This window comes from Herbaspirillum sp. SJZ107 (assembly GCF_006715485.1).
Taxonomy (GTDB): Bacteria; Pseudomonadota; Gammaproteobacteria; order Burkholderiales; family Burkholderiaceae_D; genus Telluria.
This window is the reverse complement of sequence record NZ_VFNH01000001.1, coordinates 942,907-963,550: the sequence shown is the minus strand read 5'-3', so window position 1 is coordinate 963,550 and position 20,644 is coordinate 942,907. Positions and strand designations below refer to the sequence as shown.

The following is a 20,644-nucleotide window of genomic DNA, read 5'->3' as shown; positions in this document are numbered from 1 at the left end:
GCGGGTACGACGTGCATAAGCAAATGGCAAGCATCAACGCCACTGCTACTCAAGGCCTTATTGGACAACCTTGAATTCAATGCGCCGGTTGCGCGCCCGCCCCTCCGGCGTGCGGTTGTCGGCCACCGGCCGGTCCGGCCCCTCCCCCGACACCGCCACCATCTCGGCATGCACGCCGCGCCCGACCACGTAGGCCTTGACCGCTTCGGCGCGCGCCTGGCTCAGCGACAGGTTGCCGGCGCGCGAGCCGGCGTTGTCGGTGTGGCCGATCACTTCGACCTTCTTGTCCTTCAGGCGCAGCAGCGCCACGCTCATCTGGTCGAGAATGGCCTTGCCGGATTCGGCCAGCTCGGCCTTGCCCGATTCGAATTCGATGATGCGGTTGGCCAGTGCCGCATCCAGCATGCCCTGCTCCGAGGCCGCCACGCGCAAGCCGTTGTTGACCGTGTAGCCGGCGTCGAGACCGGCCGAGATGTCGCCGGCGATCTGCTGGCGCTGCGCTTCGCTGGCGACGTCGCCGCGCAGGCTGACGCTGGTGCCGTCGACCTGCAGCTGGCCGCGGCTGATCAGTTTGAGGTTGGGACCGACCAGCCTGCCCACGTACTCGTTCCAGTTGGGCGGCGCCGCGACACGGCCGACCGCCAGCTGGTCGACCACGCGCTCGGCGCCGTACAGCGCGCGCAGGCGCGCCAGCAGGGCCGCTTTACTGGCTTCGTCGGCGACGGTGCCGGAGACCACGATGGGCGCGGCGGCATCGGCCCGTGCCGGGTGGGAAGCCAGCGGCGCCAGCACCAGGATCGAGGCGGCAATCAAGCGCGGCAAATAATCGGTTTTCACGAAGCGGCTCCGATGAAGGTTTTCAGGAACAGGTCGCGCGCCATGCGCAGCGGCAGCATCGGCTGCTCGAGGTAGCTGGCCAGGGCGCGCACGTCGATGTCGATGCCCATCTGCTCGTCGATCCAGCCGTTGTCTTCCATGCGCACCTGCTGCTCGAGGCCGACCAGCGGGTCGATCAGCGCATGCAAGGTGCCGGCGGCGTCGCCGCCGAAGCCGACCACCAGCGCCGGCCGGCCCTCGACGCGGGTCACGAACAGCACCAGGTCGTAGCCGGTGCGGCGCACGAACGGTGCAATCAGCGCCAGCCAGAACGCCGCCGCCGCGAAGCGCCCGACCTCGTCCGCCGGCAGCGGCAGCACCAGGCTTCTGTGCAGCGCCGCCGGCCGGCTGTGCATCACCGGCTGCAGCAGCAGGCCGAGGCCGAGGATCACGCGGTCGGCCGGCATCCCGAGCAGGCCGGACAGCGAGCCGACCGTGGACAGCGCCAGGAATTCCCCCAGCGCCGGCTCGATCGCGGCGTCCGGCTCGCCCAGCAGCGGCGCATCCAGGATCGCCTGCAGGTGTGCGCTCGGATCGACCGCCGCCAGCACGCGCGGCGCAGCCGCTTCCAGCAAGCGCCACAGCGGCGCAAACACCAGCGGGCAGCGCGCGATGAAGTCGGCCGGATCGGGCACGTCCAGCCGGCGCAGCGTGAGGAAGGGATAGCGCCGCCCCGAGCGGTCATGGCTGGCGACCAGGTGCCCGGCCAGCGCATGGCGCCGCTGCGGTCCGACGAAGGCAAAGCTCACCGGCGCCATCGCGTCGTAGTTCAGCTTCCAGCGCGCGTCGGCCGGCAGGCGCGTCATCACCTGCGCCAGCCAGTCGTCCAGCATGCCGACCACGCGCGGGTCGTCGGCCGCCTTGACGAAGTCGTCGTGTGCCGGAATCTTGCCGAAGTAGCCGATCCGGCTGGCCCCGCCGGCGCGATTCATTGGGCGGCCCCGGCGAGGGACGGACCCGCAGCGGCCGCCGCATTCGACGCAACCGCGGAAATACCTGCGCGGCCGACGATGGCTTCCGGCAGCCGCAGGCCGTTGAAGCCGCGGCTGGCCTGGCCATCGCCGCTGCCGGCGCCGGCGTTGCTGACCACCTTCAGCGTGATGCCGACGGTGACGTTGTTGGCGCTCCAGCGCAGCTCGGCCACGCCGGGTCCGAGACGCTTCTTCTCGGCGGCGCCGATCATCTTTTCGAGCCCGAACTCGCCCGGCTCGCCGAACAGGTCCACGGTGCGGCCGTCGAAAGTGACCGCGCTGATCTTCACGCCGCTGCTGCCCTGCGGCCCCGGATGCACCATGTTGACCCAGGCTGGCGGCGTGTTCCGGTAACGCAGCTGCTGGCCGTCGATGTCGATCGTGTATTCGGTGACGCCGGGCGCCGCCATCGGCAGCAGCTGGAACACCCGCTGCGACCCGCTGCCGGCAGCCACGCCGTTGGCCGACAGCGGCGCCACCCAGCCCGGGAAGCCACTGACGACCTGCGGCGCCAGCGTGATGCCGATGTCGGCCCAGGTGCGGCTGGCCAGCACGTCGCCGCGCCGCACCACCAGCGGTCCCATGGTGGTGCCGACGAATTTCGCGACCACGCCTTCGGGACCGAACACCTGGCCGATCTCGCCGGCCGTGGCCTGGACCTGCGCACCCGGTGCGAACGGGTACTTGGCGGCCAGCGATTTCTGGAAGGGTTCGACCACTTGCGCCTGCCAGGTCTTGTTGATCTCGGACTCGGACGGCAGCACGATCATGGCGAAGGTCTGCACCAGCGGCCGCACCAGCAGCGGACGCAGCATCTGCTTCTGCGAATCGCTCATCCCGGTCAGCATCTGTTCGTCGACGTATTTCAGGGCGTCGGCCAGTTCCGAGCCATTGCCTTCCAGCGTCTGCTGCATGAGCTGCTTGGCGCCGGGACCGGGGTCGCCCTGGTTCTTCAGCTGGTTCAGGCGCGAGCGCAGCTTCGACAGCGCGTCGAGATAGCCCGTCATCAGCGACGCATCCTTCTCCTTGACGCCGACCAGGCGCGCCACGCCGGCGAACTCACGCCCGATCGGTCCGGCCCCCGGGGCACCGCCGACAGGCAGCGGGCCGAGAGCGTCCACGACCTGGCGCGCATCGCTCGGCGTCTGGCGCAGCACGACTTCGCGGAACCAGGCCATCAGTCCGCGCTTGACCTTGTCGTCGACGACGCGCGCCTGCGCCGGATCGTCCCACACGGTCTGCTCGTACACGGTCTTGAGCAGCTTGGCCAGCGGCGAGGCCTGCGGATCGCCGAGCCGGTTCATCGCCTGCACGCTGCCCTCGAAGCCATTCAGGTCGGCCACCGTCACGCCCTGCACGAACTTGCTCCACTCCTTCGCATAATCGGCTTTGTACAGGTCGACCAGCGTCTTCTGGATCTGTTCCGGGCTGCCTTCCAGCGTCAGGTCGTCCTTGGCCACGGTCTTCAGCACCCAGTCGGTGCTTTGCAGTTCGCGGTTGGAAGCGTCGCGGATCGCGCCCTGGATGAACTTGTCCCAGGCGTCGCGGGTAAAGGCGCCGCTCACCGCATAGCTGCCGACCACCAGGCCCTGGTCCTGCTCGCCGACGATGCGCGCCACCGTCACCGCCGGGAAGCGGGTGGCGGCGCGGGTACGGATGTCGGCGTACACGCGCTCGCGTGCCGGCGTGCCGCGCACCACGCGGCGCAGGTTTTCGCGTGCGGTGTCGAGCAGGCTCAGTTTGGGCGTGATCTGCGGCCAGGCCTGGTCGTCGACGTGGGCCAGCACGAAGGTCAGCAGGCGCTCGGCGCTGCGGATGGTCTGCTCGTGCGACATCGAACCGCGGTTGGCGGCCAGCCAGCCGCGCCAGTAGCGGGTCAGCTGGTCGTTCAGGTGGCCCGGCTCGGCATGGCTTTTATCGGCCAGCATCAGGTAGGTTTTCAGGGCATTGTAGGCGTCGCCGACGTTGGTCGGCGAGACGTCCTGGTAGGGCTGGCCCGGGCGGGCAGCGGGGGCTGCCTTGGCGTTCGGATCGAGCTGGGACGCGTTGGCGTTGGTCTCGGCCAGCAGCGATTCGATCGCACCGGCGACTGGCAGCACCATCACTTCGCGCACGCCGGCAAAGTATTCGTCGCGCAGCTTGCGCTCGACCGCTTCGCCCTGGTACAGGCCAAATGACAGCGCCCACGGCCGCCCGGCGCGGTATTTGTCCAGCTGTTCGATGCGGTCCTGCAGGATTTCCAGGCCCTCGAGGCGCGACTGCAGGTCGCTGCGGCGCGCCTGCAGCTTGCTGACTTTATCGAGGTCGGCCTGCACGTTGGCCACCAGCTGCTTGTTGCCCATGTACGACCAGCTCCAGCCACCCAGCGCGCAGCCGAGCACGATGGTGGCGGCGAAGAAGGCGCCGTATTTCAGGCGCGCGCTCGCCGGGCTGGTGTAGCGCTTGACCAGGTCGCGGTCGGCGAAGATCACCTTGCGGAACAGCTCGAGCAGGAAGTACCCGGACTGATCACCGGATTGTCCGCTTGCGACAGCGCCCTTCTGCCCGTCCTTGTGCGTCCCCTTGAGTGCGCCGAGCTGCAGGTCGAAGCGGCTGGCCACGCGGCGCGACGCCAGGTTTTCGACAAAGCCTTCCTGCAGCGCGCTGGTGAAATAAAAGCCGCGGAACACCGGCTTGAACTGCCAGGTGTTTTCCTCGAACAGCGTGGCCAGGAAGGCGCGCAGCTGCGGACGCAGCGAGGCGAATTCCAGCGGAAAGGTGAACACGCCGGGACGCAGCGCGGCACTGCGGTTGGCTGCCATGTTGGCCAGGCTCATCTCCTTCAGGCCATCGTGCAGCTCGTCGAAATGGGTGTCGAAAAAGCCCAGTACGTCCTGCGGCGTGCTGCGCCGGTTGTAGCGCAGCGTCGCACCCCACACGCGTTCGCGCTCGCCGCGTTCGGCGTCGTGGAAGAAATCGGCGAAGCCGGCGATCAGGTCGGCCTTGGTGAAGATCACGTACACCGGCGCATACACGCCCAGGCGCTCGGTCAGCTCCTGCACCCGGGTGCGCAGGCTCTTGGCCAGTTCGATCGAGGCTTCGGGGGCGCCGCCGGCCAGCTCGGCCACGCTGACCGCGATCAGGATGCCGTTGATCGGCGCCCGCGCGCGATGCTTGCGGAGCAGGTCGAGGAAGCTGAACCACTCGGCGCGGTCGGCTTCGTGCACCGAGTAGCGGCCGGCGGTGTCGAGCAGGATGCCGTCGGTGGTGAAGAACCAGTCGCAGTTGCGGGTGCCGCCCACGCCCTGCACCGCCTTGCTGCCGGGGATCGGAAAGGTCAGGCCCGAATGCTTGATGGCGCTGCTCTTGCCGGCCGCCGGGTTCCCGATGATCATGTACCACGGCAGTTCGTACAGGGCCGCTGCACCGCGCGTCAGGCCCAGCTTGGAGGTCTTGATGGTGTTGATCGCTTCCAGCATGCCCTTGCGCAGCACGGCAGCGTCGTTGCGCACGGCTTGCGCCTGGTCGCTGTCCGGCGACGAGGGCACGATCGCTTCGCTCAGCGCGGCGGCGGCACGGCGGTGCCGGCGCGCGCGCAGCAGCCACCAGACGCCCCAGCCGGCCAGCAGGACCAGTCCGGCCAGCACGGCCCACAGGGCAGCGATTTCGAGGGTGTCCGCCCCCAGGAACAGGAAAGCCGCAAGAGCGAGCAGGCCAACGGTGGCCAGCACACGGCGATGGGTGAGGAACTGCCAGAGTCGGGACATAGGGGTTCGCTCGGAAAGTTGATGAAGGCCAGAGGCCATACTGGCACTATTTCCAGCGCGTTTATTGAGATGAAGCAATGGCATACCGGCAAGTATGCCCCCTGTACCGAGCGCGCTCAGCGCCGCATCACGCCGCGCAGGCGCAGTTCGGTGTGGCCAAAATCCATCATGGTCCAGCGCCCGCCCCAGGTCAGGCCCAGCGATTCGGCGACTTCTCCATACAATTGATAGCCGCGCATGGCCCACGGGTCTTTTTCCGAGATCACCAGCTTGCCGTCGTGCCAGAACGCACAATCGGCCGCCAGCCCGTACTGGTGCCAGCTCTGGAAGGCGCGCGCATTCGTCACCGTCGCCCCCATCTGTGCCAGCGCATCCTGGCGCGCCGGGCTGCGGTAGCCTTCGAGCAGCGCCATCTCGTAGCCATACTTTTCCTTCATGATCTTGAAGGCGAGCAGCAGCCGCTGGCTGTATTCCGGATGCAGCAAGCCCCAGTTGCGGCTGGCGTTGACCAGCATCGGCCGCACCAGTTCGACTTCGCGGGTGCTGAACGCGATCGGCGGCAGCGCGGCCGGCGGCACCAGTTGCTCGCCTTTCAGCAGCGCGGCGACCTGGGCGTCGACCACGGTATCGACCGGCTCGTAGTCGGGCAGCATGTCGGGCTTGCGCAGCAACAGCGCCACCAGCGTCGGAATCAGGATCAGCGGCGCGCCGATCGCGCAGAAGGCCCAGTGGCGGCGCAGCAGCTTGCGCCAGTTGCGCAACTGGCCACGGGTGCCGGACCAGCCGGCGCTGGCGGCGGCCGTGCCGGCATGCTGGAGCGTACCGGCACGCCACAGCAGCCGCCGTTGCAGCGTCCCCAGCAGTTGCAGCAGGGACGCGCGCCCGGCCGGGAACACGAGCAGCCAGATCAGGCTGCATGCAAGGCAAAAGTACAACAATGCGATGAATATCAGCATCCGTTTCTCCGGTTTGTTTCTAATTAGAAGCAACCTGCAAATCTTAGGAGTAACACGGTGCGCCCTACAGATGAAAATCAAACCGGCTCCAGGCGTCCTAACCTGATGTCGTCGTCGCGCCGCACTGGCGCCGAGATCAATATCCTGGCCATGCTCGACGGCCAGGCGCGCAAGCCGGGGCCGCTTGCCCGGCTGCCGCGGGCGGCCTGGTACGGCAGCGGCGGCGTGCTGGCCTGCGCCCTGGTCGGCGCGGTGGCGTGGCTGGTGCACGACCAAACCGGCAGCGGTTTCGAAGGCCGGGTGCCGGCCGGGCCGCCGGCCGTGCCCCTCGAAATCGTGTCCGATCGGGTGCCGAACCCGGCATTGCAGGTGGATCCACCGCGCACGCATGGCGCCGCCGTGGTCGACGTCGCGCCGGTGGCTGCCGATGCGGCATCGGCGCTACAGCCGGCGCCGTCCGGCGCCCGTGTGCTGGACGATGCGCAGCCGGGAGCACAGGCGCTCGCGGCCGTCACGCCGGCCCCGCCGCAAGCACCCGTGCCCGCGCGCCCCGACGCGCCGGTCGTGGTCCCGGTCAGCGCAACGGTCACGCGGCCGACGCACCACGCGCCGCACCGGGCGCCGCCGAAGGCCGCGCCGGCCGCACGCAGCGTCCTTGCCGAGGCCCGCCAGCCGGCATCCGCACATGCCCGCCGCGCCGCGCCCACAGCGCAGAAAGCCAAGCCGGCACCGGCTGCGGTCGATACCGACGTTGCCCTGATCTCGGCCATCATCCAGCACGTCAACCAGCGCGGCGAGGTGAAGGACGGCGCCGCAAAGATGCCAAACCGGCCATAACCCAGCGCCAACCCAGCCATAAAAACCACGAACGTGGCGCAAAAGCGGCAAAAAGGCTGGGTGAGATGAAGTCTCGCCGCTATACTGTACAAGTGTACAGTTGGCGACGGCGATGATCAGGGTTCTGGAAAACGAGTTTTATTACCTGGATAACTTCCAGCGCGTGCTGGACTGGATCGCCGAGCGCTACGCCGACCTGCTCGACAGCGACGAGCATGACTTCATCGCCCGCTTTCCCGCCCTGCCGCAGGCGGCGCGCGCCCTGTTCGTGCGCATGGTGATGCGCAAGGGCCACCTGTTCCGCGCCAGCAAACTGAGTTACGCCGAAATCGGCTGCCCGCTCGAGGCGGCGCAGGCGCTGCTGCCGACCGGCTGGATCGCGCTCGATCCGGTGGTCTCGCTCGACGAGGTGTTCGACCTGCTGTCCAAGCCCGAGATCGCCCAGGCCTTCGCGCTGCCGCCGCAGCAGCGCCAGGCCCGCAAGAGCGAACAGCTGGAAGCGCTGCGCGCCGATTGCGGCGAGGACCGCGCTTTTTCGAACTGGTTCGCCGGCTGCCAGGACACCGTGTTCGCGATCCTGCTGAAACCGCTGTGCGATCGCTTGCGCCTGCTCTTCTTCGGCAACCTGAGCCAGGACTGGACCGAATTCGTGCTGTCCGACCTCGGCCTGTTCCGCTATGAACAGGTCGAGTTCTCGCCGGCCTCGCGCGGTTTCCGCAGCCGCGCCGACATCGACCATTACCTGCTGCTGCACGCCTGCAAGGAGCGCTACTACGCCGAAGAGCCGGCGCTCGAGGTGCTGCAGGCGGTGCGCGCGCTGCCGCCGCACGCCTTCGACAACGACTGGCTCGACAGCCGGCGCGAACGCCTGCTGTTCCAGCTCGGCCAGCAGCTGGAGAAGGAGAAGGACTGGGAGCAGGCGCACGGCGTGTATGCCGAGTGCCGCTTCCCCGGCGCCCGCAGCCGCGCGATCCGGGTGCTGGAAAAGCACGAGAAGTTCGACCAGGCGTATGCCCTGTTCGAGATCGCCAGCGCCGCGCCGGAAAACGAAGCCGAACGCCAGCACCTGCTGCGCATCGGCCCGCGCCTGGCGCGCAAGCTCGGCCACCCGGCGACCAGGTCGCGCCGTGCGCCGCCGCCCAGCCGCCTCGACCTGAACCTGCCGCGCCCCGGTGGCGACTGGCGCGTCGAGGGCGTGGTACTGGCGCACCTGCACACCGAGGAGGCGCCCGTGTTCTACGTCGAGAACACGCTCGCGAATACCCTGTTCGGCCTGCTGTGCTGGCCGGCGATCTTCGCCGCCATCCCGGGCGCCTTTTTCCACCCTTTCCACCGCGGCCCGGCCGACCTGTACAGTGCCGACTTCCAGCGCCGCCGCAAGGCGGAGTTCGACGCCTGCCTTGCTCGCCTGGACGACGGCAGCTACCGCGCCGCCATCCGTGCGACCTGGGAGCAAAAGGCCGGGCTGCAGTCGCCCTTCGTGTCCTGGGACTACCTGGGCTGGGACCTCATCGCGCTGGCGCTCGCCTGCATTCCGGCCGCGCACCTGAAGCTGTGGTGCGAGCGCATCCTGCAGGACGTGCGCGACAACCGCACCGGCTTCCCCGACCTGATCCAGTTCCGGCCGGCGGAATCCGACCCGAACCGGCGCTACGACATGATCGAAGTGAAGGGTCCCGGCGACCGCCTGCAGGACAACCAGCTGCGCTGGATCGAGTACTGCGCCGCGCACGGCATGCCGCTCACCGTCTGCTACCTGCAGTGGGCGCAGCAGGACATCCTCGACACCCAGCTTGACGCCGCATGAGCAGCGCCACCGCAGGCACCTACACGGTGGCGGTGCGCGCCATGTGCGAGTTCACCGCCAAGCAGGGCGACCTCGACCTGCGCTTCACGCCCTCGCCCACCGCCCAGGAAGGCATCCAGGGCCACGCCGTGGTGGCGGCGCGGCGCGACGATAACTACAAGGCCGAGGTGACGCTCGAAGGCGACTTCGGCCCGCTGCACGTGCGCGGCCGCGCCGACGGCTACGATCCCGACCAGAACCTGATCGAAGAAGTGAAGACCTTCCGCGGCCGCTTCGACAGCATCCCCGACAACCACCGCCACCTGCACTGGGCCCAGCTGCGCGTCTACGGCCACCTGATGTGCCAGCAGCTCGGCATGGACAGCGTCAACCTGGCCCTGGTCTACTTCGACATCGGGACCCAGCAGGAAACCGTGCTGCGCGAGAGCCGCAGCGCCAGCGAGCTGGCGGCCCACTTCGAAGAGCACTGCAGCCGCTTCCTGGCCTGGGCCGAGCTGGAACTGGCGCACCGCGCCGCGCGCAACGCCGCCCTCGAAGCGCTGCGCTTCCCGCATGCCGATTTCCGGCCCGGCCAGCGCCAGCTCGCCGAAGCCATCTTCCGCGCGAACGCGAGCAAGCGCAGCCTGCTGGCCCAGGCCCCGACCGGCATCGGCAAGACCGTCGGCACCCTTTTCCCGGTGCTGAAGGCGACGCCGCGCGAGGGCCTCGACAAGATCGTGTTCCTGGCCGCCAAGACGCCCGGACGCCAGCTGGCGCTGGACGCGGCCGCGACGCTCAAGGCAGGCGGCAGCATCCCGCTGCGCGTGATGGAACTCACCGCGCGCGACAAGGCCTGCGAACATCCCGATGCCGCCTGCCACGGCGAGGCCTGCCCGCTGGCGAAGGGCTTCTACGACCGCCTGCCGGCCGCGCGCGCCGCCGCCGTCGCCGCGGATGTCCCGGTGCTCGACCGCGCCACGCTGCGCGAGATCGGCCTGGCCCACGACGTCTGCCCCTACTACCTGGGCAGTGAAATGGCGCGCTGGAGCGACGTCATCGTCGGCGACTACAATTACTGGTTCGACGGCGGCGCCATGCTGTACGCGCTGGCACTGGCCAACGGCTGGAAGACCAGCGTGCTGGCCGACGAGGCGCACAACCTGGTCGCGCGCGCGCGCTCGATGTACACCGCCACGCTGGAACGGGCCGCGCTGCGCGCCGCACGCGCGGTGGCGCCGCCGAACCTGGCCAAGCCGCTGGAAAAGATCGGGCGCGCCTGGCTCGACGCCAGCAAGGCCGCACCGCTGCCCTACCAGGTACTGGATGGCGTCTCCGAGAAGATGCTGAATGCGCTGCAGAACGCCGCCAGCGCCATCACCGAACACCTGGCTGCCTTCCCGGTGCCGCTCGACCCGGCGCTGCAGGAGTTCTACTTCAGCATGCTCCAGTTCCAGCGCCTGGCCGAATCCTTCGGCGAGCACTCGATCTTCGACCTGACCCGGGTCGACGAGCGCGACACCGTCCTGTGCATCCGCAACGTGGTGCCGGCGCCCTTCCTGGCACCGCGCTTCGGCTTCGCCCACTCGACCACGCTGTTCTCGGCCACCCTCGGGCCCTGGCATTATTTCGCCGACCTGCTCGGCATGCCGGCGGACACCGCCTGGATCGACGTCGACTCGCCCTTCCACGCCCACCAGCTGCAGGTGCACGTGGCGCGCAACATCTCGACCCGCTACCAGCACCGCAAGGCATCGCTGGCGCCGATCGCCGGCCTGATGGCGCGCCAGTACGCTGCCAAGCCCGGCAACTACCTGGCCTTCTTCAGCAGCTTCGATTACCTGCAGCAGGCCGCCGACGCGTTCGAGGCGGCGCACCCGGACATCCCGACCTGGCGCCAGTCGCGCCGCATGAGCGAACCGGACCGCGCCGCCTTCCTGGAGCGCTTCACGCCCGATGGGCGCGGCATCGGCTTCGCCGTGCTGGGCGGCTCCTTCGGCGAAGGGGTCGACCTGCCGGGCGACCGCCTGATCGGCGCCTTCGTCGCCACCCTCGGCCTGCCGCAGGTGAACCCGGTCAACGAGCAGCTGCGCGAGCGCATGCAGGCGATGTTCGGCGCGGGCTACGACTACACCTATCTGTATCCCGGCATGCAGAAGGTGGTGCAGGCCGCCGGACGCGTGATCCGCACCGAACAGGACCGCGGCACCGTGTGGCTGATCGACGACCGCTTCGCGCGGCAGGACGTGCTGGCGCTGCTGCCGCAGTGGTGGGACGTCGACGTTACTACATGAGGTGACTACCGGATCAGGTCCCTGACGCGGGCGTAGCCGCTGCGGCTGACCGGGATCCGGGTGCCGTCGCGCAGCACCGCGCAATGGCTGTCGCGCCCGAGCGGCTCGATGCGGACAACCGCACCGACGTTGACGATGTACGAGCGGTGCACGCGCAGGAAGGCTTGCGGGTCGAGCTGGCCTTCCAGCTCGGACAGGCGCTGGCTCTTCAGCCAGCGTTTGCCGCCGGCGCACACCGCGATGTAGTCGTCCTGGGCTTCGATGTAGTCGATGTCGGCGGCCGCCACCACGTGCACGCGCGCGCCGTCGCGGATCAGCACGCGGGTCAGGGGCCCGCGCTGCTTGACGGCTTCCTGCGCGGCTTCCTGGACCACCGCCTGCAGCCCCGCCGCCTGCGGTCCCGGATCGCGCAGGCGCGTGCGCGCATGCGCCAGCGCCGCATCCAGCCGCTCGCGCGCAAAGGGTTTCAGCAGGTAGTCGACCGCATGCACCTCGAAGGCGCGCAGCGCGAACTGGTCGTAGGCGGTCACGAACACGTAATGGGTCTTCGTCCCGGCCAGTTCGACCACCTCGAAGCCGTCCAGCTTGGGCATCCGGATGTCGAGGAACACCAGGTCCGGCGCCAGCTCGCCGATCGCTTTCACCGCCTCGAAACCGTTGGCGCACTCGCCCACGATGTCGACGTCCGGATGCGCCGCCAGGTGCTCGCGCAGCACGGCGCGTGCCAGCATTTCGTCGTCCACGATGATGACCCGCATGATTTATTCGCCCTCCGATCCGGTCTCCGCGGGCAGCACCAGCTCCACGCGGAAGCGTCCTCCTTCCCTGGTCCAGCGCGCGCCCGCTTCGTGGCCATAGGCCGCGGCCAGGCGCCGGCGCACGTTGTCGACGCCGATGCCGGCCCCGCCGGGCGCGCCCGCCTCGTCCGCCTCGTCCGTATCGACGTCGTTCTCGATGCGGATGCGCAGCAGCGAGCCGGCGCGCGCCGCCTCGATCCGCACCAGCCCCGGTTCCAGCATGCGCCCGATCCCGTGCTTCACCGCGTTCTCGGCCAGCGGCTGCAGCAGCAGCGGCGGCAGCAGGCAGGACAAGGCATCGGCTTCGGCGTCGATCGCGACACGCAGGCGCTCGCCGAAGCGCACTTGTTCGATCGCCAGGAAGTGGCGCACCAGCTCGAGTTCTGTATCCAGCGTGACCTTGCGGTCGGCCTGCAGGCCCAGGCTGTGGCGGAAGAACTCGGCCAGGCGCAGCGTCATGGCGCGCGCGCCGGCCGGATCGAGCGCGGTCAGGGCGCTGATCGAATTCAGGCTGTTGAACAGGAAGTGCGGATCGACCTGGGTGCGCAGCATGCGCAGCTCGGCATCGCGCGCCATCAGGCGCGTCTCCAGCTCCTGGGTCTCGAGCCGGCGCACGCGCTCGGATTCCAGCACCAGATAATTCACTGCCACCGCCAGCCCGTACAGGATCACGCCCAGCCCGAACATCGGCGCCAGCAATCGCGCCAACTGCGGTGCGCCCGCTAGCAGTCCCGTCGCCAGCTCACTGTGCAGCTCCGCGGCCGGCTGCGCGCCCAGGGTCAGCCGCAGCGACGCCAGCAGGCTGCGCCACGCCAGGCCGATTGCGCACCACAGGGCCGCGACGCAGGCTGCGCTCAGGCCGGCGCCGGCGACGATGGCCGGCAGCGGCGCCTGGCCCAGCGGATAGGCGCGGCAGACGTAATAGGCCGAATAGCCGGTGGCATACGCATACACGATGGCCAGCGGCACCGCGAACAGCAGGCTGGCGCCCCAGTCGGCGCCGCCGGCGGCGAGCATGGCCGCCAGCAGCAGGCCGAGCATCAGCCAGGCCAGCAGGTACAGCCGGGTGGAGCGCCAGCTGGCGAAGACGCCGTACACGTGAGCGGCCGCGCGTCAGTTGCGTACTTCGATGCCGCCCATGATGGCGTAGCCCCGGATCACCAGGCGCTTGCCGCCGTCGCGCGCGCTGGCGGTCTTCTCGGAAAAACCGCCCATCAGCGCGGTGCCGCTCCAGACCACGGTCCAATCCGGCGGCACCTGGATGTTGATGCCGCCCCAGATCGTGAAGACGTTCAGCACGGCTTCCTTGACGATGGACGACTCGCGCAGGTCGAGGGCGCAGCCGCCCAGTACCGCCGTGATCTCGCCGCCGAGGAAATCCGCAGTGTTGATGCGCCGTTCAACCCCGCCCAGGATGGCCACCACGTCGACCACGTTGTCCGGGGCGACGCTGTCGACGCCATCGAGGCCGGCCGCGCGCAGCGGACGCGGCGTACGGCCCGGACCCATGGTCCGGAACAGGATCAGTCCGCCGAGCGCGATCAGGAGCAGCGGCCACACCATCGACCAGCTGATATATAGCACGCCCATGCGCCCCAGGATCATCAGCACGCCGACCCCGATCAGCACTGCCCCGGTATAGCTGCCGCTGCGCGGGCCGTCGCCGGCCAGCACGATCACGCCGGCGGCGATGAAGGCCAGCGGCCAGAAGCCGATCGCGTGGCGGAAGTCGAGGATGTCGAGGTTATCCAGCAGGAACAGCACGCCCATGCCCATCACCAGCAGGCCGAGGACGACCTGGTGCGAGGCGCGGCGGGTGTCAGTGGCCATGGTCGTTGCCTCCCTTGTGTTCGATACGATGGTCGTACTTGCCGAACTTGCGTTCCGCGAGCGGACGGATCGCCATCGTCACGCCCGAGATGATGATGAACAGCGGCCAGCTGTTGGCGAAGGTCAGGCCGAACACGCCTTCCAGCACGGCAAACAGCCACAGGCCGATGAAGGCGGTCCACAGCCCGTTGGCAAATTCGCGCCCGCTCGGATAGCCGATGGTCTGGTTGATGCCGATGACGACCAGCAGCAGCGGCGCGTAGTGCCACAGGCTTTCGATCTCGACGATGTTCATCTGGTCGAGCAGGAAGGCCACGCCCAGTCCGACCAGCAACAGGCCCCACAGCACCTGGCGCCGCAAGTCGTAGGAAGCTTCGTTTTTCATGTGTTCTCCAGGAGGATCGGAATGACGACAAGATACCGGAGTCGCGGCCGGGCGGGAAAGCGCTTTTCGGCGAACGGCGGTGTGCGGGCGGTGAATGGCGCAGCGGCAGGCCATGTGCGGACGCAAAAAAGCCCGCCGGATTGCTCGGGCGGGCCTTTCTGGAACGGTGAAGCGGCGCGATCAGGCTGCGTTCTGGACGGCCGGTGCCTGGCCCTTGACCTGGTTACGGTACTTGGCACGGGCTTCGGCCAGCTTCACGGCTTCGCGCGCGATGTTGGTCTTGCGGATTTCCTGGCGTTCCTTCTTGCCGCGGTGCTGGGCGATGTTCTTGTTACCGATCTTGGCGGTCATGGGTTTCTCCTTCGATGGGGTGCTTTAAAAATGCCGTCGCAACAGTGCGGACGGCGTCGGATTCAGGAGCGGGGAGCGCCGGCCTTGTCGTCCCCCTGCATCAGCAGGCTCCAGCCCAGCTGGCGGCGGATTTCTTCCGGCGTCGGCGGCGGCTGGGTGTCCCGGGCGCGCCGTTCGAGATACTCGCGCACCAGATGCTTGGGTGGATGACTCGTCGTTGGCAAGGACATGGACAACCCTCCGCTGTCTCGGCGTGCCCGCTGCCGTCACTCGGCGGCAGCGTCACGCGGTATTGGTGCCGATCCTCGAGGCGACCGGCTGACCTGTTGAGGTAGTTGGGGCCTACGAAACATCGCTGGCGCCTCACTCAACGGTTCCATCTTATGCGAAACGGCTGGGTGCACACCGTTAGCTGCCGCACACTGGAGACCGGCACGGGTTCCCGTCCTACAAAACACCGACCTCCACCATCTTTCAGCAATTTAATTCCAAGAATAAATTTCCCCATTTCACTTAAATGGAGGAATAAATTAATTCCATTCTGGCGGTTGAGCATGGTCAAACCCATCGTTCTTACAGCCCCGGATAATAAACTTACTCAGCAATACAGAATCTAAACGGTGGCGATTTCCATCCCATGGATATCCGGTCTTCTTAAAGCAGATACATAAACTCCTTTCAATTCATTCACTTACGCAATTCCCCTCGCACAAAGAGCTCAATTCGAAACTCCTACGCAGTCTCTCCAGAATCATGCCCAAATTTAAGCACGGCGTTATGAATCGGTTTTGCTCGCACATGGTTTCGCTGCCGCGCACGGCGAAAATCGCGCTGATGGTCACCGCAGATCTGATTGCTTTGCCTTTCTGTTTCCTGATCGCGATGCTGCTGCGCGGCGGCGACCTGAAACTGGCCTCGCATTTCGGCCCGGCCTCGTATGTGCTGGTGGCCGTCGTGACGATCGCCGCATTTTCGGTGTCCGACCTGTACCGCGCCGTGATCCGCTTCATCGACCAGCGCCTGCTCAGCGTCACCGGCGCATCGCTCGCGGTCGCGATCCTGTGCGCCTGGATCGTCATGTTTGCGATCAACGAGGAAAGCTTTCCACGCAGTGCGCTGGCGATCTACTGGTTCATCGTGTTTTCCTACGTCGTGGCGTCGCGCATCGGCATGCGCAACTTCCTGCGCAACCATAACGCGGCCGGCCGCGGCAACGCCGAAGCGGTTGCCATCTACGGCGCCGGCGAGGCTGGTGCGCGCCTGGCCCAGGCCATGCGCGGCACCGAGGAATACCGCCCGGTGTGCTTCTTCGACGACAAGCGCGCGCTCATCGAACGCAACATCAACGGCCTGCGCGTATTCCACACGGGGCGCCTGGCCGACATCGCCGCCGCCATGCGCATCCGCTCGATCGTGATCGCCCTGCCCTCGGTGTCGCCGGAACGCCTGCGCGACATCATGCAGCGCCTGTCGCTGTCCGGCGTCAGCACCCGCATCCTGAGCCGCCTGGTCGACCTGTCCGACGACAAGATCACGCCGCGCGACAGCATCCGCGACCTCAAGTTCGAAGACCTGCTCGGGCGCCTGCCGGTGCCGCCGCGGCTCGATTTGTTCGCCCGCTGCGTGCGCGGCAAGACGGTGCTGGTCACGGGCGCCGGCGGCTCCATCGGCAGCGAGCTGTGCCGCCAGATCGTCACCCTGGTGCCGGCCCGCCTGCACCTGCTCGACCACTCCGAGTTCGCGCTGTACACGATCCGCCAGGAGCTCGCCACACGCTTTCCGGACATCCCGATCGAGGCCCACCTCGGCTCGGTCTGCAATGCCGAACTGGTCGAGCGCATACTGCGCGACGGCGCCGTCGACACCATCTACCACGCCGCCGCCTACAAGCACGTGCCGCTGGTCGAAGCCAACATCGTCGAAGGCCTGCGCAACAACGTGGTCGGCGCCCAGGTCATCGCCACCCAGGCCGCCAAGCACGGCGTCGAGACCTGCGTGCTGATCTCCAGCGACAAGGCGGTGCGCCCGACCAACGTCATGGGCGCCAGCAAGCGCATCGCCGAGCTGATCTTCCAGGCCGCGGCGGCGCGCCACGACGGCCCGACCAACTTCTCGATGGTCCGCTTCGGCAACGTGCTCGGATCTTCCGGCTCGGTGATCCCGCTGTTCCAGCGCCAGATCGCGCGCGGCGGCCCGCTCACCATCACCCATCCCGACGTGTCGCGCTATTTCATGCTGATCCCCGAGGCGGCCCAGCTGGTGATCCAGGCCGGCGCCATGGCCAAGGGCGGCGACGTGTTCGTGCTCGACATGGGCGAGCCGGTGCGCATCGTCGACCTGGCGCGCACCCTGATCGCCCTGTCCGGCCTGACCGAAAAGACGCCGCAGAATGCGAGCGGCGACATCGAGATCCGCTACGTCGGCCTGTTCCCCGGCGAAAAGCTGCACGAGGAGCTGCTGACCGACGGCGTGGTGTTTCCGAGCGAGCACCCGCGCATCATGCGCATGAAGGAAAACGCCCTGCGTCCCGCCGTGCTCGACACCTTCATCAGCTGCCTGATGATGGCCTGCGAGACCCACGAGCGCACCATGATCGAATCGATGGTCAAGGCCATCGTCACCGAATACAACCCGCAGCCGCCCGCCACCGTCCCGGTGGCCGTCCCGGCGCCGCTGGCGGGATCGCAGCCGCAAGCCTCGCCGCCGGGCGCCCAGCTCGACGCCGAGCCGGCGCGGCTGGGCCTGATCAAGAAATTCGTGCCTTTCCGTATTTAATGCAGTGCCCCGACCATCCACAGATTCGCGAGGAAACTCATGCGTGACGAAAGCAAACCGGCAACTCTCGAACAGCTCACCAGCAGGCTGCGTGACCGCACCGCCGTCATCGGCATCGTCGGCCTCGGCTACGTTGGCCTTCCCCTGACGCTGCGCTATGCAGAAGCCGGTTTCCGCGTACTCGGGATCGATATCGACGGCGCCAAGGTCGACCGCCTGAACCGCGGCGAAAGCTACATCAAGCACATCGACGGCGCCGCCATCGCCAGGGCCCGCGAGCACGGCTTCGAAGCCACCACCGACTTCACCCGCGCCGGCGAGCCGGATGCCCTCGTCATCTGCGTGCCGACCCCGCTCAACGCCTACCGCGAGCCGGATCTCTCGTTCGTGCTCGACACCGCCGACGCCCTGCTGCCCTTCATGCGCGCCGGCCAGGTGCTGTCGCTGGAAAGCACCACCTATCCCGGCACCACCGACGAAGAGCTGAAACCGCGCCTGGAGTCGCGCGGCTTCACGGTCGGGCGCGACGTGTTCCTGGTGTTCTCGCCCGAGCGCGAAGACCCGGGCAATCCCGATTTCCACACCCGCACCATTCCCAAGGTATGCGGCGGCGTCACGCCGGCCTGCCTCGAGGCCGGCCTTGCGCTGTACGGCCCGGCGATCGACCGCGTGGTGCCGGTCAGCTCGACCCGCGCCGCCGAACTCACCAAGCTGCTGGAAAACATCCACCGCGCCGTCAACATCGGTCTGGTCAACGAAATGAAGGTCATCGCCGACCGCATGGACATCGACATCCATGAAGTCATCCGCGCCGCCGCGACCAAGCCCTTCGGCTTCACGCCCTACTACCCGGGTCCGGGCCTGGGCGGCCACTGCATCCCGATCGACCCCTTCTACCTCACCTGGAAAGCACGCGAATTCGGCCTGCACACCCGCTTCATCGAACTGGCCGGCGAAATCAACAGCGACATGCCGCACTGGGTGATCGGCAAGGTCACCGATGCCCTCAACCTGCGCGGCCGGTCGGTAATGGGCAGCCGCGTGCTGGTGCTGGGCATCGCCTATAAAAAGGACGTCGAGGACATGCGCGAGTCGCCCTCGGTCGAGCTGATGGAGATCCTGCGCGACAAGGGCGCGCTGGTCGACTACGCCGATCCGCACGTGCCGGTGTTCCCGCGCATGCGCGAGCACCGTTTCGACCTCAAGAGCGTCGAGCTGGACGCGCCCACCATCGCGTCCTACGACGTGGTGCTGCTGGCCACCGCGCACAGCGCCTTCGACTATGACCTGATCCGCCAGTACGCCAAGCTGATCGTGGATACCCGCGGGGTCTACCTGACGCCGCTGCCGAACGTCGTGAAAGCCTGAGGAGCGGCCATGCGCAACTACCACGCCCCCATCCTCGACCGCAAGATCCGCTTCGCGCTGGTCGGCTGCGGCCGCATCGCGAACAACCATTTCGATGCGCTGCGCCAGCACCAGGACCGTGCCGAACTCGCCGGCGTGTGCGACGTCGACGCGCGCGCGCTCGACCGCGCGGCCGGCGCCACCGGCGCACGCGGCTACGCCAGCCTCGACCAGATGCTGAAGGAATGCGACGCCGACGCCTTCATCGTCACCACCCCGTCCGGCCTGCACCCGGAACAGGCGATCCGCATCGCCCAGGCCGGGCGCCACGTGATCACCGAAAAGCCGATGGCCACGCGCTGGGAAGACGGCAAGCGCATGGTCGCCGCCGCCGACGCTGCCGGGGTGCGCCTGTTCGTGGTCAAGCAGAACCGCCGCAACGCCACCCTGCAGCTGCTCAAGAGCGCGGTCGACAAGAAGCGTTTCGGGCGCATCTACATGGTCAACCTGAACGTGTTCTGGACCCGTCCGCCCGAGTACTACAACAGCGCCAGATGGCGCGGCACCTGGGAATTCGACGGCGGCGCCTTCATGAACCAGGCCAGCCACTACGTCGACCTGATCGACTGGATCGTCGGCCCGGTCGAGAGCCTGCAAGCCTATACGGCCACGCTGGCACGCGACATCGAGGTCGAGGACACCGGCGTCATCAGCCTGCGCTGGCGCAACGGCGCGCTCGGTTCGATGAACGTCACCATGCTGACCTACCCGCGCAACCTGGAAGGCTCGATCACCATCCTCGGCGAGCACGGCACGGTGCGCATCGGCGGCGTCGCCGTGAACGAGATCCAGCAGTGGGAATTCGCCACGCCCGACCCCGACGATGCCAGGGTCGCGGACGCCAGCTACCAGACCACCTCGGTATACGGCTTCGGCCATCCGCTGTACTACGACAACGTGATCAAGGTGCTGCGCGGCGAGGCCGAGCCGGAAACCGACGGCCGCGAGGGGCTGAAATCGCTCGAGGTGCTGGTCGCCGCCTACATGTCCGCGCGCGACGGCAAGCGCGTCGCGCTGCCGCTGGAGTACTGAGCATGCACATGAACGACACACAAGCCGTCCACCCCAGCGCCATCGTCGACGACGGTGCCGTCCTTGGCGCGGGCACGCGCGTCTGGCACTTCTCGCACGTGTGCGCCGGCGCGCGCATCGGCGCCGCCTGTTCGCTCGGCCAGAACGTTTTCGTGGGCAACGACGTCGTCATCGGCGACCGCGTCAAGATCCAGAACAACGTCTCGGTGTACGACGCCGTGACCCTCGAGGACGAGGTGTTCTGCGGCCCGAGCATGGTCTTCACCAATGTCTACAACCCGCGCGCCGGCTTTGTGCGCAAGGACCAGTACCGGCGCACCCTGGTGCGGCGCGGCGCCAGCATCGGCGCCAACGCCACCATCGTCTGCGGCGTCACGGTCGGCAGCTACGCCTTCATCGGCGCCGGGGCCGTGGTCAAGCACGACGTGCCCGACTTCGCGCTGATGGCCGGGGTGCCGGCGCGCCAGCTCGGCTGGATCAGCCGCTTCGGCGAACGCCTGCCGCTGCCGCGCGCGGGCAAAGGCGAAGCGGTCTGCCCGCACACCGGCGACGTCTACCTGCTGCTGGACGGCGTCTGCAGCATCGTGCCCGCCGCCCAGTGAGC

At 67.9% G+C, this 20,644-nt stretch carries 17 protein-coding genes; 7 read left to right on the top strand and 10 right to left on the bottom strand.

The features are described 5' to 3' along the window. Positions 1-57: 57 nt before the first annotated feature. The 4 genes from FBX97_RS04330 to FBX97_RS04315 all read right to left on the bottom strand — a co-directional run bounded on the left by FBX97_RS04330 (position 58) and on the right by FBX97_RS04315 (position 6,549). Positions 58-837 (bottom strand): OmpA family protein, encoded by a 780-nt coding sequence (locus tag FBX97_RS04330; protein WP_370457145.1) that lies wholly within the window; start codon positions 835-837, stop codon positions 58-60. Beyond that, entirely contained in the window at positions 834-1,808 is a 975-nt protein-coding gene (gene tagF, locus FBX97_RS04325; RefSeq protein ID WP_141828980.1) for a type VI secretion system-associated protein TagF, read from the bottom strand. The genes FBX97_RS04330 and tagF overlap by 4 nt, the downstream gene beginning before the upstream one ends. Continuing rightward, on the bottom strand, positions 1,805-5,593 hold the full coding sequence (gene tssM / locus FBX97_RS04320; RefSeq protein WP_141828979.1) for a type VI secretion system membrane subunit TssM: 3,789 nt from the start codon (positions 5,591-5,593) through the stop codon (positions 1,805-1,807). The genes tagF and tssM overlap by 4 nt, the downstream gene beginning before the upstream one ends. A gap of 116 nt (positions 5,594-5,709) precedes the next feature. Beyond that, positions 5,710-6,549, bottom strand: a complete 840-nt coding sequence (locus FBX97_RS04315; RefSeq protein WP_141828978.1) for a M15 family metallopeptidase — start codon at positions 6,547-6,549, stop codon at positions 5,710-5,712. Positions 6,550-6,654: 105 nt separating this feature from the next. Between FBX97_RS04315 and FBX97_RS04310 the strand changes: the two genes are divergently transcribed. From FBX97_RS04310 to FBX97_RS04300, 3 genes are all read left to right on the top strand, one after another. Further along, positions 6,655-7,386 (top strand): hypothetical protein, encoded by a 732-nt coding sequence (locus FBX97_RS04310; RefSeq protein WP_141828977.1) that lies wholly within the window; start codon positions 6,655-6,657, stop codon positions 7,384-7,386. A gap of 112 nt (positions 7,387-7,498) precedes the next feature. Further along, a complete protein-coding gene (locus tag FBX97_RS04305; protein ID WP_141828976.1) occupies positions 7,499-9,193 on the top strand; it encodes a VRR-NUC domain-containing protein in 1,695 nt (564 codons plus the stop codon). Beyond that, positions 9,190-11,463, top strand: a complete 2,274-nt coding sequence (locus tag FBX97_RS04300; RefSeq protein ID WP_141828975.1) for an ATP-dependent DNA helicase — start codon at positions 9,190-9,192, stop codon at positions 11,461-11,463. Before FBX97_RS04305 ends, FBX97_RS04300 begins: the two co-directional genes overlap by 4 nt. A 5-nt stretch (positions 11,464-11,468) precedes the next feature. On the opposite strand, the gene FBX97_RS04295 is transcribed toward FBX97_RS04300, so the two are convergent. From FBX97_RS04295 to FBX97_RS29500, 6 genes are all read right to left on the bottom strand, one after another. Continuing rightward, entirely contained in the window at positions 11,469-12,221 is a 753-nt protein-coding gene (locus tag FBX97_RS04295) for a LytTR family DNA-binding domain-containing protein (RefSeq protein ID WP_141828974.1), read from the bottom strand. Positions 12,222-12,224: 3 nt separating this feature from the next. Further along, positions 12,225-13,358: a sensor histidine kinase gene (locus FBX97_RS04290; RefSeq protein ID WP_141828973.1), complete on the bottom strand. Its 1,134-nt coding sequence runs from the start codon at positions 13,356-13,358 to the stop codon at positions 12,225-12,227. 15 nt (positions 13,359-13,373) lie between these two features. After that, positions 13,374-14,090 carry a LiaI-LiaF-like domain-containing protein gene (locus FBX97_RS04285; protein ID WP_141828972.1) on the bottom strand — a complete coding sequence of 239 codons (717 nt, stop codon included), beginning with the start codon at positions 14,088-14,090 and terminating at the stop codon, positions 13,374-13,376. Then, positions 14,080-14,475, bottom strand: a complete 396-nt coding sequence (locus FBX97_RS04280; protein ID WP_141828971.1) for a LiaI-LiaF-like domain-containing protein — start codon at positions 14,473-14,475, stop codon at positions 14,080-14,082. Before FBX97_RS04280 ends, FBX97_RS04285 begins: the two co-directional genes overlap by 11 nt. A gap of 180 nt (positions 14,476-14,655) precedes the next feature. Beyond that, on the bottom strand, positions 14,656-14,826 hold the full coding sequence (locus FBX97_RS29505) for a hypothetical protein (RefSeq protein ID WP_185748469.1): 171 nt from the start codon (positions 14,824-14,826) through the stop codon (positions 14,656-14,658). Between the two features lie 62 nt (positions 14,827-14,888). After that, the gene (locus tag FBX97_RS29500; protein WP_185748468.1) at positions 14,889-15,056 is read right to left on the bottom strand and encodes a hypothetical protein; all 168 of its coding nucleotides are present in this window, start codon (positions 15,054-15,056) and stop codon (positions 14,889-14,891) included. 604 nt (positions 15,057-15,660) lie between these two features. Here FBX97_RS29500 and FBX97_RS04275 point away from each other — a divergent pair. The 4 genes from FBX97_RS04275 to FBX97_RS04260 are packed head-to-tail and all read left to right on the top strand — an operon-like array spanning position 15,661 to position 20,642. Next, on the top strand, positions 15,661-17,601 hold the full coding sequence (locus tag FBX97_RS04275; protein ID WP_255517289.1) for a nucleoside-diphosphate sugar epimerase/dehydratase: 1,941 nt from the start codon (positions 15,661-15,663) through the stop codon (positions 17,599-17,601). 39 nt (positions 17,602-17,640) lie between these two features. Beyond that, entirely contained in the window at positions 17,641-18,969 is a 1,329-nt protein-coding gene (locus FBX97_RS04270; RefSeq protein ID WP_141828970.1) for a nucleotide sugar dehydrogenase, read from the top strand. Positions 18,970-18,978: 9 nt separating this feature from the next. After that, the gene (locus FBX97_RS04265) at positions 18,979-20,040 is read left to right on the top strand and encodes a Gfo/Idh/MocA family protein (protein WP_141828969.1); all 1,062 of its coding nucleotides are present in this window, start codon (positions 18,979-18,981) and stop codon (positions 20,038-20,040) included. 8 nt (positions 20,041-20,048) lie between these two features. After that, positions 20,049-20,642, top strand: a complete 594-nt coding sequence (locus tag FBX97_RS04260; RefSeq protein ID WP_141828968.1) for an acyltransferase — start codon at positions 20,049-20,051, stop codon at positions 20,640-20,642. Positions 20,643-20,644: the final 2 nt, after the last annotated feature.